A 16285-nucleotide genomic window follows, 5' to 3' on the forward strand; every position below is an offset into this window, starting at 1 on the left:
TCCCAACAGCATCCCGGTGCGGCTCAGAATCAATGTCTGAAACCGATGATAATCATCTGCACCCAAAAAATAATTATTTTTTTGCTGAATCACCATGGGGCCTTTGACTATGGGAGTTGGAACGCTCTGGATCCAGGGCATCGGCGGACAGCACCAGATATATATCATCGGCCTTTCGAATAAGGGCGTGCAGTAGATGCGATTTGAGCAGGCTGCCCCGGGGGGGTTCAATCTGATCTGCAGTAACTGTCAGAACCGCCTCTACGTTCTCCACAATGAGCCCCAGGGTTCTGTCCCCGGTTTTTATCAGCACAATACGATCATTGACATCTGGACATGAACTTTCAAGGCCCAGTCGAGCCCTCAAGCTGATGACTGGCATCACCTTTCCATGGATATTCATCAATCCGGCGATCACATCGGGCGCTTCAGGCACAGGTATCAGCGCCACCATGCGCAATACCCGCGCCACCTGTTTAAGGGGAAGGGCAAATTGTTGATGGGCAACCTGGAAAGCTAAAAAATGAGCGATATCCTGTTCAGATTCATCCTCATAAAAATTGGCGGACGCAGGAAGCCGGCAAGGGGTTGATCCCTCGGCTTTGCCGAGGATTTTTTCTATTTTTTCTTTCGCCCTGCTCTCCCTGTGCTCCTGGGAACTTCTCATTTCTTACGGTCCTTCATGGGTATCTTTTTTCTGTGTCCATGATTTCAATCGGGCTTGATCACAACATGGGCCAGCCGTCACCGTTGGCGGAAACCTCCCCATATCTACCAGGCATCTTACCTGGCTTACGGATGTTATGGTCAGCCACCCATTTGGTCAAATAGGGTATTATAACCCATTTACAAAATTTTTGAGATAAAAAAATTGGGATCTTCGTGGATTACTGTGATGGGTGTCCAATGTTGTGAGCAACTCCAAAAAGCCTTTTGGAATTTAATATTAAGTAAAAATCCGGTTGACGCTTATATCCATACGGATCAACGTCACTGGATCACCAAATTGCGTATAGATGGCTACATCAGCCGCATCCCGACCATAGGCAACCGCAACACGCCCGCCGTGAAGGTTGGTTTGCGTTGGATCGAAAGTATACCACCGTCCTCCCACAAAGGCTTCAAACCAGGCGTGAAGATCCATTGGTTCAAGGGTCTCAAGATAACCGACCACCATACGGGCGGGAATTGAAAGTGCCCGGCAACAGGCAATACCTAAATGGGCCATATCCCTGCAGACAACATGTGAACTCTCATTGACTTCGCAGGCACTCTTGCACTGCTGGCCGGAACCAGGTGTGTATTGTAAGGTCTGGGAAATGTAGTCAACAATGGCTGCGCACTGGTCATATCCTGGTGCCCGTCCTTTGACAACTTCCGCCGCCATCTGAGTGAAATGATCTGATTCGCAAAAACGACTTGGCAGCAGGAAGGGCAGCGTCTCCTCGGGTAAATTCTGCACCTCAACAAAGGGAGCTCCCAAAACAGCATCAGAAGCCTCAGAGCATTCGACATCCACTGAGGTATTGATGGAAAATGGTCCGGCTGGTGCCACCAGACGCTGGCACAAGTTACCAAAGGGGTCCGTGAACTCCACCGCCCTTACGCTTGGCGACATGACATACTGCTCGCGGCCTATCCATTGTTGCCGACCACTGCGGGGGCGGAGCATAAGTAAAAATGGAGTGGCGACTGGGATGTTGAATTCAAGTGAACAAGAAGCATGCAGCCACATAAAAGGTCCTCAGTTGTTGTAGGGTTAGTATACGTAATTCCTATATCCGGGCTTCGACAGACTATTACAAAACAAATGATCTTACAAACAAATAGAGGGCTTGATCACAACATGGGCTATTTGAGGGAGGAATGGGGAGGGGTAGTAAGGCTTGCGTTAAATGTAGATAACGCTGAACGCTAATTTTCCAAGTTTATTTTGATGAATACCAACCTTCAACAGTTAGGCCATTGCCCCTCTCAAATATTTTCACATGGAAATATTCGCTCAGTGACCCATCTTGGCCTGTTTTGGTCTGATCACCCAAACAGGCCAAGATGGGTCACTGTCCGAACAGTTAGATAAGCAAACCGAATATTTACTTTAACATCGCAATATTGCTAATTAAAAAAAATAGTTAAATTGAGCAAATCTTAAAAAGATCGCAGTTCATCACAACACCCGCCTGACAGCCATCATCCGTTCCCCCTGCTCCTTATCGGACAACGCCTGCCATGGCGTATCAAAAAAGGGATCAAAAGAGTGGGGATTATCCTCCAGTTCAAGGTCCAGCCATGCCATGGGATTAAACATCCCGCTGGTATCTTCCCTGGCTGCAAGCGCTGCGGATGCCCGGACATATTCCTGCAAGCTGGGTGTATCGGCCTGCTTTTTGTTTTCTGCTTCCTGGGAAAAGGGGTTATATCCGGGTTTTTTAGACAAGGTTTCCTGCTTATCAAGTATATCCGGCCTGTAGACCTTTTCCGCCCAGTCATGGGGTTCAAACGATTCAATGGCAACTGAAACCGAAGCCTCTTTGCACGCTGTGACATCAACAACACTTTTCACAATTTTTTCGGTCAGTTCTTTTTTCTGCTGCTCAGATCTTCCGGTATACAGCTTTACGATGATGTGCGGCATATAATTCTTTCATCCTTAATGTGTTTTTTCAGTGTAACGGACCAAATGGCTCCACGGGCTGTTAATCCTCATCTTTATACCAGAATATCCCCACTGACAATGCCTTTCTTGAAATATCCAGACTTGTTTTGTTAAGGTTGATTGGATCGATGCGTACCATCAATAAAGTGGTGCTGACATCCGTTTGACGCTTATATCCATGCGGATCAGCGTCATGAGTAACAATGAAGTGGTGACCGGGATGTTGAATTGACGTGAACAAGAAGCATGCAACCACATGTATTATATCCAGGCCCTTAAAAATTAATGGTCAGATGGGAGGTCTCGTCTTTAAGCTTTATATGAACATCCCAATCAATTTTTTGAATTACCCGTAAAATCTTTGTGTTACGCGAAAGAATATAACCTTTAAACCCCTTTAGCCGCCGTTCTTTACCAAGACGCATCAGCAGCTTGCAGATAAATGTGGCAATGCCGAAATTTTGATGATTTTCATCCACAATAATGGCAAATTCTGGGTGAGTTTCCTGGGCTTCCAGTATCACAAACCTGGCCTCGGCAATAATTCTGCCATTTTTAGTCTCCCCCACAATGGACAGGGTTTTACTATAATCAATATTCACGTATTCCTGCATTCTTGCGTGGGGCATGGCCTTTATCCGGGTGAAATAGCGATAATAAACAGACTCATGGGAAAAATGATAAAAAAGCCTTCGCATATTTTCTTCATCAGAGGGTTTGATGGCCCGGAACAGAACTTCCAACTCATTTTTAAAGGTATGTTTCACATGAATGTCTGCGGGATACAGGTGTGCGCTTTCTTTGATATAAATTTGATCCGGATAAATTATTTTATTTTTCCTGGCCTCTTCAATGAGGTTATGCCGATCGTCGGGATGTGCAATGTCAATGAGTCCCTGGGCCCGTTCCCGCACCGTCCTGCCGCTTATATTAACGATGCCATACTCTGTGACAATGGCACTGATCAATTCCCATGAGCTGAATTGATTGGGATACTGGACAACAGACGATAAAATATTGGGTTCATTTTTACGATTGCGACTGGGCAGAGCAAGTATTGCCGCCCCCCCTTCCGAAAGCAACGCCCCATTTATGAAATCAATCACTTCACCGGGTCCTGTCCCCACATTACCCCTGCCGGTATGCAGCGCAACTCTCCCATACAAATCAATTTTACGGGCCGACAAAACCGTCATGAATTTTGGATTTTTACTGATGTGCACAGGGTTGAAAACCTGATCTATGGATTGAAATTCAACCATGGGGTTATTGTCCAGCCAGGCCATGAGTTCCGAGGTACCAATGGCATAGGAGGTTAATGATTTGCCCTGATAATTTTTTTTGTACTGGTTGCTCACAGCACCGCTTTTAATGAGATCCATTAAATTATCGAATAGAAAGGGTGTGTGAATCCCCAAATCTTTTTTATGAATTAAATGGATGGCAAGGGCCTCGTACAACGGGCCGATGGAAAAACCAATGCAGCTGCGATCTTCAATCATTGAGCTTACATTTTGAGCAATTTTGTCATACACGGGATCAAATTTCCATCGATCAAAATAAATGGGCGGCTCCCCGGCTTCCACCAGCATATCAAAATCAGAAATATCCACAAACGTATCGCCATAGGTCCGCGGCATCCATTGGTTGATTTCGCCAACAATAAAGGAGGCCTGCTTGATGGCCAGTCGGGCCACATCTGCACACACCCCCAGACTGCTGAATCCGGCTTCGTTGGGCGGGGTGATCTGAACAAAAACGGTGTCAATATTTATCTGATTAGATCGGAAAAGTTCAGGGATTTGATAGTATCTGCTGGGAATAAAATCAGCCAGGCCTTTGGTAATGGCCTCATCTGCATCCCATCCTGAAAAAAATGTTTTAAGGCGGTAGCGTGAAGAGTGCTCTTCTTTCATGGCGATGGCATCTCCAAGACTGACCAGTTGAAAAACTTCCAGGTCCAGAATATTGGCTGCCTTGGACTGTTTAAGACACCGGAAGATTGTCCGGGGTTCAGAAACCCCTGTGCCGATGAAAATCGTCATGCCCGGGGTTATTTTTTCAATCACTTTTTCGGGGCTGACAAGTTTGTGTCTCCATTGGAGATTTTTTTCATTTTTCATATGCCATCCCTTGGTCTTTTCTTTATTAATAATTCCACATGATATATTTTTATTTATAATATCAGATTATTAAAAAATAAACATCGAGTTTTATCCACACATCCGGTTTCTTTTGATAAAATGGCTCTCCTGATAACTTAAGAATAGGATAATAATAAATGAGCTGAACCTTTTAATCACGTGGCCAGTTTTTTTCGTTCTCGTACATTTTTTTGTTAGCTGATTCTTGTATCAAATCTCATATTGCTTTGAGTTTTAAAAAATTCAAAAAATCAGAAAAATCTTGTACAAAAAGTAAAAAATCTTTTTACATCCCGCCGAACGTAGTCGGTTAAGACTCAGGCTAATCAAATTGGGCTTTTACAAGCCCCTTCTGAATCTCTGATTCAGGAGGGGTAGTTGACACCCACAAAGAAAAGCCTTGTAAACCACATTGCCTGCCCCTTTTCCTTGACATAAAATGCCCTCCGACGTACGTTTGATTCAATTTAAAAAACAACCGCCCGCTGTTAAAGGCACAACAAAAAAGAGCATTGGAACACGCAATTTATGAATCAAAGGACAAACAATCTTGCGGCCTATATCTGGTCGCTGGCCGACCGGTTACGCGATGACATCAAACAGAGCCAATATGGCCGGATCGTCCTGCCCTTTACCCTCCTGTGCAGACTGGAAGGGGTGCTGGAACAATCCAAAGCGGCGGTGATGGACAGTGGCAAAGCCCATCAGAATCAGATGATGCAATTATTGTCTGACCCTTCAAAAGTCGCTGGTTTTGCGCGGGTGGTGTTTGATTTATTAAATAGTACCCCCAATATTTTGGCTTCTGGTTGAAGAATTTTTTACTGTACTTTGCTTAAACAACGCATTGCCATGTTGCATTCTTTCATTAAGCTTACACAGGCAGAAGCGGCAAATCTAATGGGGACAAAAACATCCCCGTAAATTAAGGATAAAAAGATATGATCAACATTGATATTCCCGGTTTCGGGCCTGTGAGCATCCAGCATGTGGTGCTGGATTTTAATGGCACCATTGCAGAAGACGGCTGCCTGCTTCCAGGACTTGGAAAGGCCATGGCATCCCTTGCCGGACAGGTTGAATTCCATGTCCTTACGGCAGACACCTTCGGGTCTGTAAAAAAGGAACTTGAAGGAATAAACTGCACCCTGAAAGTAATCTCAGAAAAGGCTCAGGATAAAAAAAAACAGGATTATGTATCGTCCCTTGGCGCAGAAAAAACCCTGGCCGCCGGAAACGGGGCCAATGATGCACGGATGCTTAAAACCGCAAAAATAGGTGTCGGTGTAATGCTCAAGGAAGGAATGGCGGTGGCTGCCATGACAGCTGCGGACATCGTTGTCCGGGACATTCTGGATCTTTTTGGCCTGCTGTCTGTTCCCAATCGCCTCATCGCGGGCTTAAGGACCTGAGAGCATGGGGAGGCGTCCACGTTGAGACCAAACCCGGAGTTTGGTATTCGCTGCCGGGTTAAAGTTGCGAAGTGTCGCTGTAATGTTAAGCTATCAGCCATTAACACTACAGCGACACTTTCATGATAATTTTTTTTACAACACCTTCTTAAACTTGATGATCAAAACCCAAAAAAACGTTATAATCAAAGTAAGATGATCATTGAATGAAGGAACTCATGGAAGCTGTTCACCTCTCCTGATTTTCAGCAGCCAACAAGGCGGCCCCATAGGCCCCATTCATCTGTGGATCCGAGGAGACCCGAATTTTCCGATTAAGCTTTTCCGACAACAGTTCCACCATACACGGATTTTTAGCCACCCCGCCAGTGAAAACAATATCCCCCTCAGCGGAAACCCGATTGAGCATGCCGGCGGCCCTGCGGATGACACTGGTGTGAAGCCCCCGGGCAATCTCCTGCCGATCTTCTCCCCTGGCGATAAGAGAGGTCACTTCGGACTCGGCAAACACAGTACACATGCTGGAAATATGGAGATCTTTTGAAGCAGAAAGGGCGGCCCTGCCAAAATCCTCAATGCTAAATCCCAATGCCCTGGCCATAATTTCAAGAAATTTACCGGTGCCGGCGGCGCACCGATCGTTCATTTCAAATTTTTTCACCCGACCGGTATCAGCCAGTGCAATGGCTTTGCTGTCCTGCCCCCCAATGTCCAGAATGGTTTCAACGTCGGGAAAAAACGCCCGCGCCCCCCGGGCATGGGCCTTGATTTCCGTCACCGTGGGGGCCTCAAAGGAAATCTCAAAAAGATTGCGCCCATAACCGGTGGCCATGATGCCGTCGTACCGAACACCGTCCATGAGTTTTTTTGTTTCGGTCATGGGATCAAATCCCGTGTCTGCCTGGGCGGAGTGGTGAATTTTCCCCGATTCATCCACAATTACAAATTCTATAGTCCGGGACCCGATATCAATTCCGGCAAAACGCATGATATTCTCCTATCTGAGTTGCTCCACAAAAGCTTCCACCCGGGTTTTGAGCTGCCCCATATCCTCCATGCCGTAGTCGGTTTCAATGCGAAGACAGGGGATACCTTTTTCTTCCAGGGCCTTTTCCACTGGGATGGATTCCATGAGATAGGGCTGACAGAACTGCAGGCCGTAATGGATCACTCCGTCGGCTTGATAGGATGCCGCCATTTCCTGGATATTTAAAAGACGTTGTTCATTGGGAGTAAAAATGGCACAGTCCACCTGAAAATAGCGATCCACCAGAGCATCCATCATCTCGTCCACAGTGTTGCCGGTGTCGGCTGTGAGGTGACGGGTGCCCCGTTCCCCAACACACGACTCTTCCCCCACGATGACAGCTCCGGATGTCTCCACAATCATGGGCAGTTTCCAGTTGGGTACCGCCTGGGGACATCCCGAAACCAGTATGCGCGGGGTCTTTTCCGGAAAGGCCCCTTTTTTATCCTGTATGCGTTTTTCCAGTTCATCACATATTTTATGAACCGACTCCGTGAACCGAGCAGGGTTGTCGTAAAAAAACACCTGGTTGGCCAGCAGAGCATCCAGCCCGGAAATCGGGGCAGGATCTGCCTTGCGCAGGCTGGAAAGGCGATGAATGGCGGCCCGTTTGGCATTGACCACGTCAATGGCAGACTTGAGGGATTCCGCAGTAACTGTGACACCGGTTAGGGCTTCAACCGCATCCTTGAATCGCAGATATTCTCCTTTGAGAAGGGCTCTTCCGTTTTCGGTTTTCATCTGGGGCAGATCCATGACATAGAGATTGTCCACCAGATGTCCCAGGGATTCATAGGCTTTTTTCTTGCCGTCGCAGGTGTTCTCCCCTACGATCATGTCTGCGCTTTCAAGATAGGGACACACCTTACCAAGCTTAAACCCAAAGGAAGATTTAATCAACGCACAAGTGTTTCTGGGCAACAATTGCTCAACCGATTCCATTGCAAAATCCGCCCCGGAGCAGAGCCCCACCAGTGTGGCATTGGCGGCAAGGGCTATCTCTTCGGGGACAAAGACGCAATATGAACCGATGATCTTTCGACCGGATGCCTTTTCATCCATGAGCTCCTTGATGCGCAGTCCGTGGACTTCACTCATCACAAAATCAAAATACCCCATTCCCTCCGGCCGATTTCTCTGGGCCAGGTAGATATCTTTATAAGCGTTTCCCAGCACTTTCAGCAATGCGTCGTGGCCATCCAGATCCAGTCCAAGATCCGTCCACATGGATCGATAATCTTCAGTCATTTTTCTTCCTTTCATGGTAAATCAGTAATTCTAATTATGGCTTTTAACTAACACCTTCGCCAATTATATTTTTGATCAGCTTGCCAGCCATATGATGCGATTTTAAAATCATAAACACACAACATACAGAGCCTTGTGATCCTGCTCACAACCACATTCTAAAAATTGACGAAGGTATTGTTAACCGAGCTCATTTATGTGGTATAACTCATTGCAATCACCTTGATGAAAATTGTCATTCTCTCGATTTCAAACACATATTGTTTCCATGGGCTAAGACAACGCATTGACTATTCCCTGGAAAACGACTCTCAGATCCTTTTGAGAAATTCTCGGCAGGGGATCGGCCTCTTTATCTATCCCGTCCCATGAATCATTGCTCTCCCCTATTTCAGATCTTGTACAATGGGGAGGACGCACGGCACAGGCCGGAAACGAACTGCCGCCAAAGGGGACCATTTGCTCCATGATGCTCTCAATTTTAAGGCCCCGGTGCTTGTCCAGCCAGGTATGGCAACTGTCGTGATTGCCGCTGAACAACACGTAAATATTATTTTTTTCTTTTACACAGACAAGTCGATACCCTTTGCCAAGATTATATTTCAGACAGTTTCGGATGCGGGCATCTCCCTTTCTGGAGAGCCTTCCGGCATTGATCAGGGATTCTCCTCCAGCAAGGGAGCAAATGATCTGATGGGCCCTTTCCGCAGCAAATCCCGGTGTATTTTCCTGTTCTTTCAGACGTTCCAGCTCTTTTTCAACCCGGGTGTGTATATATATTCTTCGTTTCATTATATTTACATTCCCATTTTCCAGCTTACACTTTCGGTAGACTTCCTCCCATTTGGGGAGGAAGCCTTTTCCCAAGCGTGTAAAATTCCTTGGAGGCGATATGAAGTATAACCCCACAATCGTCCGCCGTTACCACGAGTTCTTATGAACAGCAGGAACCGTGACTGCCGCAGGAGGAGCACCCGGATGAAAGCTCCAGACTGGAAGAAATTTGGAATCCCGTTCCGGAAAAATCAATTTCAACCGGTGTTGCGTCTTTCAGAAGGTCGGTGTCCATGAGGTAGGTGACCCCGGCTATTTCTGTTGCCGCATCGGTCTCTTTTTTGTCGTCCAGGGCCATGGCCAGCTGGGCTCCACCGCACCCCTGGTTTAAAAAAATCCGAACGGGCTTAATGTCTCTGCTTTCAAAAAAGGCCTTAATTTGTTCCTGTGCTTTTTCAGTGACGTTAATCATTGTTTTCTCCTTTATTCCAATCCATAATCGGCCAGATCTGGCCCGAGGTAAGTTCTTTCATTTTCTCCCAATATTCCCAGTGATAAACAGATCAGGGTCCATAGATGAACTGTCTGATATCCGCCGCTGAAGTGGTGGGAGAGATCTTCAATCTGGGCGTGGCAGTTGTGGCAGGGAGTGACCACATAGGTGGCCCCGGTGGCCATGATCTGATCAAACTTGGTTTTGCCGTAGGCGTGCCGCTCGTCATTGAGCCCGGATTGCAGGGACCCACCGCCGCCTCCACAGCAGAAGTTGTTGGACAGGTTGGGGGTCATGTCCACAAAATTGTCTTCCCCAACAACCTGTTTCACCACGAATCGCAGATCCTGGGCCATGTCGTCCCCCCGGGATTTGCGGATAAGGTTACAGGGGTCCTGGACAGTGAATTTGATGTTTGTTTTATTCCAGTCGGAATTCACCTTAAGTTTTCCTTCTCTGATCCACTGGGCATAGAGTTCCACAATACTTTTCAACTCAAAATTATGGGGGATATTGAAACGCTGCAGACCTTCCCACAGGGCAAAAAAGGAGTGGCCGCACTCGGTGTTGATGAGCACCTTGCATCCCAACCGGTCAATGTGTTCCGCCTGTTCGCGGATAATTTTTTCCCAGGAGGGATCGTCGGCCAGAAACATGCAATAGTTCTCTCCGGCCCACATGGTGGAGTAGTAGGTCCAGTCGGCTCCCACGGTGTGAAGAATTTTCCACAGGGGCAAAAGCTCATCGGGCTCTGTCACCGGTTCCCGGGAGTTCTGGTTCAGGGCAAAGAAGGCCCCCTCACGGTCGATGTCGGCTTTAAGCTCTTCAAAACCAGGCTGTTCTTCCCGACACTCCTCGGCCAGATCCTCCACGGTGAAGGTGAAGTCATCTAAGGGGACTCCCATGGCGCCTCCCCGGGATTTCAGATGATGATCACAGGAGCCGAGAATCCCCTTGGGCCGCTCTTCTCTGGGCCATTGGGAACGCAGATAGTAAATAAGCTGGGGGATATTGAGATGCATGGGGCAAAGGTCATAACATCGTTTACACATGGTGCAGGTCCAGATCCAGGGATTTCTTTCCAGCTCCGCATCCATGCCCAATGTGGCCATACGTACAAATTTACGAGGATCCATATCCATGATGCCCGTGGCAGGGCAGCCGCTGGCACAGGCACCGCAGGTCAGGCAAATGTTGAAATTTCCATCGGGCAGCAGCTCCCGGACCTTGTCTTTGATTTCTGTTTTCTGGTGGGTGATATTCAACCGATCCAGCATAGTGAGTTTCCTTTTGCAAAAAACTGGGGTATCTTTCTCCCAGATAAGTTGATGACGGCATGGCAGATACATCTGCCACAAAATCATTAATCCCCTATTAAACATTCTATAAGTGGGGTTTTATAAATTAAAAACTGCAAAAGGAATGAGACAGTGAAGAGCGGTCAGTCGGAAAGATGGTGAAAGGACACGCATGTCTGCATTCCCCATGCAGCAGAGCAGCAGCCACCAGCACGGGCAGCAGAGCAGCATCTACGTCAACGAATTATGGGAAAAATGAGCATGAGTGATCCTTTTTTGATTGATTTGTACCCGTTGAGTAAAAAATATAGAACGGGTACCAGATTGATTGTTTATGGATAAAATTAAATTAAACTACATGGAAAAAATTATTATTGCAAATCGATATTTCATATAATGCAGGGTGACAATATTGAATCTGTTGATCCCTCTCCAAGGACGAAGTGTTCAGTCACTTGGCCCGGTTCAGTTTATTTCCTTTTCCAATATCTCCAATGCATCTTTGAATTTGTACCGCTTGACCAACAATTTTAATTCCTCATGTCCGGGCAATTCTTCAAGCAAGGGGGCATAGAGATTTTTCCGCCTGGATTTCAGTGCGGTTTTGAGTTCCTGCAGCAATTCCAGCTCACGTTCTATGGAAAGAGGTTTATGTATCGTTAAATCTTCTTTGAATTTAACCGTGCGTACTATCTCATCACATACCAGGGTCAATTGTTGCTGAAATGCTGTAAGATTTTTAACATTTGGGTCATCTTCTAAAGCTTTGGATACTTCACTGAGCGTTTCTGCACCAATGGCGGCGCTGAGACCCTTAATTGTGTGAATGTTTCTCTTAAAATCTTCCTTTTGGGGAGAGACTTTTAGCGTGCTGTAATTGCGCACAAAATCACCCAACAATTTTTCATAGAGAGTTGCATCACCCATGACCCTTGAGATACCGGCCCGGGTATTGACATGGATCATATCAGGAGGTGTGCCGTCTGGCCCCTCTTCCGGTTCCGCTTTAACGGCTACAGCTTTTACCTCACATTTTTTACTGATGTACTTCAGCAGTGTGGCAAACAACTTTTCGACATCAATGGGCTTATTAAGGTGCTCCTGCATCCCGGCAGCTTTGGTTTTAGCAATATCGCTGACCAGTGCGTTGGCGGTTAGTGCAATGATCGGAAGGTCGCTGTTTTGCTTCCGAATCAGACCTGCGGCTTCATATCCATCCATCTCAGGCATCTGGATATCCATCAAGATCAGCTCATATTTTTCCGGTTCCGCCTCCACCATTTGGACCGCCTCTCTGCCGTTGCTGGCATCCACGATCAGAATTCCGCTGTGAGAAAGCATGCCATGCACAATTTCCCGGTTCATGCTGTTGTCTTCGGCCAACAAAATCGTGCTTCCACTCAGAGTTGTGAGCTCATTTTTAAGAGAGGAGCACTGAACATTTTTTTGGTATTCGCGCTTGATTTTCTCGCCAAACACCTCCATGATCACGTTGTAAAGCAGGGACGGATTGACGGGTTTTTGCAAAAAAATCTCTATGCCTTGCTCTTTGGCGGCATTGAGCAGGCTATCCTGGCGATAGGCCGATACCATGATGATGGTGGGCGGGAGGCTTTGGCATTGTTCACGGATTTTTTTTGTGGTTTCAATCCCGTCAAGGCCCGGCATCTTCCAATCCATCAGCACCAGATCAAAATTTTGTTTCTGCTGGCAAATCATTGAAATGGCTTCTTCACCGCTATCAGCTGTGGTGACACCGATATTAAACCCTTTGAGAAGGCGGGTCAGTATCTTTTGCCAGCTTGGCGTATCATCCACAATCAGCACATTTTTATCCGGGAATTGCCGAAGACTTTTGGGCTTGCTCTCCTGTTCTCCCAGGTTCACCTCAAATGTAAAGGTACTGCCCCTGCCAGGCTCACTTTCAACCCAGATATGGCCTGCCATCATTTCCACAAGCTGCCTGGAAATTGCAAGCCCCAGACCGGTCCCACCATATTTGCGGGTCGTTCCGGCATCAGCCTGGGAAAAGGATTGAAAAAGATTCGACTGCTGTTTGGGTGTCATCCCGATACCCGTATCGCGAACCATGAACCGGTAACGGTCTTGTTTCAAACGGGTAATGTAAATGCCCACCTCTCCTGTCTGGGTAAATTTCACAGCATTGTTGGCAAGATTTGTGAGTATCTGCCCCAGCCGCAGGGGGTCACCGTGGAGATTCATATGCATGCCTTGATCATAGCTGACAACAAACTCCAAACCCTTTTCTATGGCCTTAAGTTCCACCAGGGTAGTGACGTTGTCGATGACGGTGTGCAGGTCGAAATCAATTTCTTCAATGGCAAGCTTTCCAGCTTCGATCTTGGAAAAGTCAAGAATGTCGTTGATCAGCCCCAACAGAGAGTTGGCCGAGTTTTCAATCTTATGAACATATCCGCTTTGTGTTGCATCCAAACGGGTTTGTTTCATCAGATAGATCATACCGGTAATGGCGTTCATGGGCGTGCGAATTTCATGACTCATATTAGCCAGAAAGGTGGACTTTGTTACAGTCGCATCTTCTGCCTTTTTTTTGGCCGCCGCAAGCTGCATGTTGATATGGGTAAGTTTGCGATTCCAGTAAACCCCACCCATTAGGATCAGCACAACGCCAGCCAGGATTTTCCAGATCAGACTGTAGTCCGTTCCTTTTTCCATGCGAACCGAAAGCCATTTATTGCTGACCTCTTCAACCTCATCGTCTGTCAGGGCCAGCACTGCTTTTTTCATAATGCCCTGCAGCATGATATCATTTTTGTTTACCCCCATGGCATAGCGATTTTTGAGGCCTGTATCACCGATGATCTTAATATCAAACAGCCGCTCTTTGGCAATGAGATATGCCGCCCCTACCAGGGGAGTAATCGCAGCAGAAAGCTCGCCGCCGGAAACCATTCGCATGGCTTTGGTATGGCTTTCCACATAAACCACCCGGATTTCCGGATATTCATTGTTGATCATTCCCGCCGTCCGGGAACCTTTGAGAACCCCCACTGTTTTTCCTTTTAAGGCGTTGAGGCCACCGAGATAGGAAACATCATTTTTAACGATGATCACTTCGGGCTCCTCATAGATGGGATCGGTGAAGCTTAAAAATGCTTTGCGGTCGGGACTTGGTTCCAGGAATGATATAATATCGCATTCCCCGGCTTTAGCTTTTTCCAATGTCTCTTGCCATGTTTTGGTGCGCAACAGGGTAAATGGTTTTCCAATTTTCTGGGCGATGAGCTGCATGTATTCAGCCGCCAGCCCTTCATGCTTTTCCTGTTCGTTAATCTTTTCATAGGGCTCCCAATCGGGATTAACGCACATGGTGATGGTTTCCTTGTCGACCAGATAGGCATCCTCTTTTGTACTGAATTTTAAAAGACTGCCTCTGCTGTTCTGTGTCGCACCAATCCAAAGGTTGGCCAATGCCTCCTTTTCTTTTTCAGAAATGGAATCCAGCCCTTTTTGAATGATCGAACGTAGAATGGGTTTGTCCGGGTCTATGCCAAAACGCAAATCCTCCCTATTGATACCCGGCAGTTGAAGTTCACCGGCCAGTTTTAAATTTGTATAGACATTCTTTTTGATCAGATGGTTGATATTAGGCAAATTCTGAATAAGCGCATCGATTTTTCCAAATACCAGGGCTTTGGTTATCTCATCATATGTCTCATAGACCATAAGCTCCATGGTTCCCATTTTTTCCAGCTCTTTGCTATAAAAAATGTCCTTGAGCACGCCCACTTTCTTACCCGCCAGACTTTCTAATCCGTGATACTCTCCAAAATTATCCCGCACAAAGATCATGATGGGAATTTCATAGTAGGGCTTAGTGAAAAGGGTAAAAGGCTCCCGCTCTTTTTTGTACGAGATGCTGACAATCATATCCAGTTTTTTGGCTTTAAAAGCAGTTAGATTCGCATTCCAGTTGCCCAGCCGCTTGGTAAACTTCAAACCCGTTCTTTGGGAAAGTAATGCGAGCAGGTCGTGTTCAAATCCGCCGATTGCATCCTGGATTATGTATGAGAATGGGGAAAAATCCGGCATCATGGCGACCCTGATTTCAGGAGTTGAGGTGATGAATGCCTTTTCCTCGGGTGTAAATTCCAAAGCACCGGCTGCCACAGGGAACAAAAGCACCAGATAAATGATTATGCCGTTCAGAATTGATTTCAAAATAATTCCTTAAATTATACATCCCTGAAAATACTTCGATTCCGACCACCCTCCTTGGCTTTGTATAAGGCCTGATCAGCCAACCTTAACAAATGATCCAACGAGACGATATCTTCCTGTTTGCGTGTAACACCGCTACTGATGGTACAGGATATGGTCAAACCACCCTCGGTATTAATGGGGATTTCACATACTTTTTGTTGAAGCAGGGAGCTCATTTCCATGGCCTGGGTCTGATCACTTGCCTTTAGAAGAACGGCAAACTCTTCTCCACCCATACGGCCAAAAAGCGATGAATCCGGAAGCACCTGGGAAATAACGGAGGTTATATTTTTCAACGCAATATCTCCAGTTTGATGACCATATTTGTCATTGACGCGTTTAAAGTGATCAATGTCTATCATCACGGCGTAAAGATCATCTGATGCTTCAGCATACATTTGTTCAGCCAGTTGAAAAAATTTTCTTCGATTATAAATGCCGGTAAGGCTGTCACGGGTGGCCAGAAAATCCAGCTCTCTGAGCATATCCTGAAGTTTAAGCTGAACCTTCACCCGAGCCAGAAGTTCTTTGGGCTTGAAAGGTTTGGTTACATAGTCGGTACCGCCCAGGTCATAGGCTTTTTCAATGCTTTCTTCGTCACTTTTAGCGGTAATAAATATGATCGGGATATCCTGTGTATCCGGTTGATTCTTCAGTATTTGGCACACCGTATAGCCGTCCATTCCAGGCATCAGTATGTCCAGCAACACCAGGTCGATGGATTCTTCTTTGATCAATGCAAGCGCATCCTCACCGGAAGTTGAGGGAATGGCGTCATACTCCTTTAAAATGGCAAGGATCATATCAATATTGCTTTCGTTATCATCCACCACTAGAATCGTCTTTTCTATATTTTCATTCATTTTTTCCCATGCTCCAGGAAACGCTTTGAATTTATTTTTTTGGGACTTGGTCACAATATCGGCAAGCCATCACAATCGGTAACCAACAGGGTCTGGCCTGTGTTCTGACCCCATCCAAAATGGCT

13 protein-coding genes are annotated in these 16285 nt (G+C 46.5%); 2 read left to right on the forward strand and 11 right to left on the reverse strand.

The window, feature by feature from the left end:
• Positions 1–73: 73 nt before the first annotated feature.
• From ACYQ2M_RS09810 to ACYQ2M_RS09825, 4 genes are all read right to left on the reverse strand, one after another.
• Positions 74–667 carry a chemotaxis protein CheW gene (locus ACYQ2M_RS09810; protein ID WP_459916157.1) on the reverse strand — a complete coding sequence of 198 codons (594 nt, stop codon included), beginning with the start codon at positions 665–667 and terminating at the stop codon, positions 74–76.
• 279 nt (positions 668–946) lie between these two features.
• Complete coding sequence (locus ACYQ2M_RS09815) at positions 947–1618, reverse strand: transglutaminase-like domain-containing protein (protein ID WP_459916158.1); 672 nt, start codon at positions 1616–1618, stop codon at positions 947–949.
• Between the two features lie 549 nt (positions 1619–2167).
• Complete coding sequence (locus ACYQ2M_RS09820) at positions 2168–2635, reverse strand: tautomerase family protein (protein WP_459916159.1); 468 nt, start codon at positions 2633–2635, stop codon at positions 2168–2170.
• A gap of 296 nt (positions 2636–2931) precedes the next feature.
• On the reverse strand, positions 2932–4779 hold the full coding sequence (locus ACYQ2M_RS09825; RefSeq protein WP_459916160.1) for an acetyl-CoA hydrolase/transferase C-terminal domain-containing protein: 1848 nt from the start codon (positions 4777–4779) through the stop codon (positions 2932–2934).
• A 549-nt stretch (positions 4780–5328) separates the two neighbouring features.
• On the opposite strand from ACYQ2M_RS09825, the gene ACYQ2M_RS09830 reads away from it, so the two are divergent.
• A complete protein-coding gene (locus ACYQ2M_RS09830; protein ID WP_459916161.1) occupies positions 5329–5613 on the forward strand; it encodes a type I restriction-modification system subunit M N-terminal domain-containing protein in 285 nt (94 codons plus the stop codon).
• A 128-nt stretch (positions 5614–5741) separates the two neighbouring features.
• Positions 5742–6212, forward strand: a complete 471-nt coding sequence (locus tag ACYQ2M_RS09835; RefSeq protein WP_459916162.1) for an HAD family hydrolase — start codon at positions 5742–5744, stop codon at positions 6210–6212.
• 229 nt (positions 6213–6441) lie between these two features.
• Here the strand turns inward: ACYQ2M_RS09835 and ACYQ2M_RS09840 are convergent, their stop codons facing one another.
• From ACYQ2M_RS09840 to ACYQ2M_RS09870, 7 genes are all read right to left on the reverse strand, one after another.
• The gene (locus ACYQ2M_RS09840) at positions 6442–7200 is read right to left on the reverse strand and encodes an acyl-CoA dehydratase activase (protein ID WP_459916163.1); all 759 of its coding nucleotides are present in this window, start codon (positions 7198–7200) and stop codon (positions 6442–6444) included.
• 9 nt (positions 7201–7209) lie between these two features.
• The gene (locus ACYQ2M_RS09845; RefSeq protein WP_459916164.1) at positions 7210–8487 is read right to left on the reverse strand and encodes a double-cubane-cluster-containing anaerobic reductase; all 1278 of its coding nucleotides are present in this window, start codon (positions 8485–8487) and stop codon (positions 7210–7212) included.
• 273 nt (positions 8488–8760) lie between these two features.
• On the reverse strand, positions 8761–9279 hold the full coding sequence (locus ACYQ2M_RS09850; RefSeq protein WP_459916165.1) for a hypothetical protein: 519 nt from the start codon (positions 9277–9279) through the stop codon (positions 8761–8763).
• Positions 9280–9421: 142 nt separating this feature from the next.
• Positions 9422–9733 (reverse strand): IscA/HesB family protein, encoded by a 312-nt coding sequence (locus tag ACYQ2M_RS09855; protein ID WP_459916166.1) that lies wholly within the window; start codon positions 9731–9733, stop codon positions 9422–9424.
• Between the two features lie 11 nt (positions 9734–9744).
• Positions 9745–11031, reverse strand: a complete 1287-nt coding sequence (locus ACYQ2M_RS09860; RefSeq protein WP_459916167.1) for a (Fe-S)-binding protein — start codon at positions 11029–11031, stop codon at positions 9745–9747.
• A 486-nt stretch (positions 11032–11517) separates the two neighbouring features.
• Complete coding sequence (locus tag ACYQ2M_RS09865; protein ID WP_459916168.1) at positions 11518–15255, reverse strand: response regulator; 3738 nt, start codon at positions 15253–15255, stop codon at positions 11518–11520.
• Between the two features lie 14 nt (positions 15256–15269).
• Positions 15270–16160, reverse strand: coding sequence for a diguanylate cyclase (locus ACYQ2M_RS09870; RefSeq protein ID WP_459916169.1), 891 nt, complete (start codon positions 16158–16160; stop codon positions 15270–15272).
• Between the last annotated feature and the right edge of the window lie 125 nt (positions 16161–16285).

The organism is Desulfocicer niacini, from assembly GCF_054657595.1.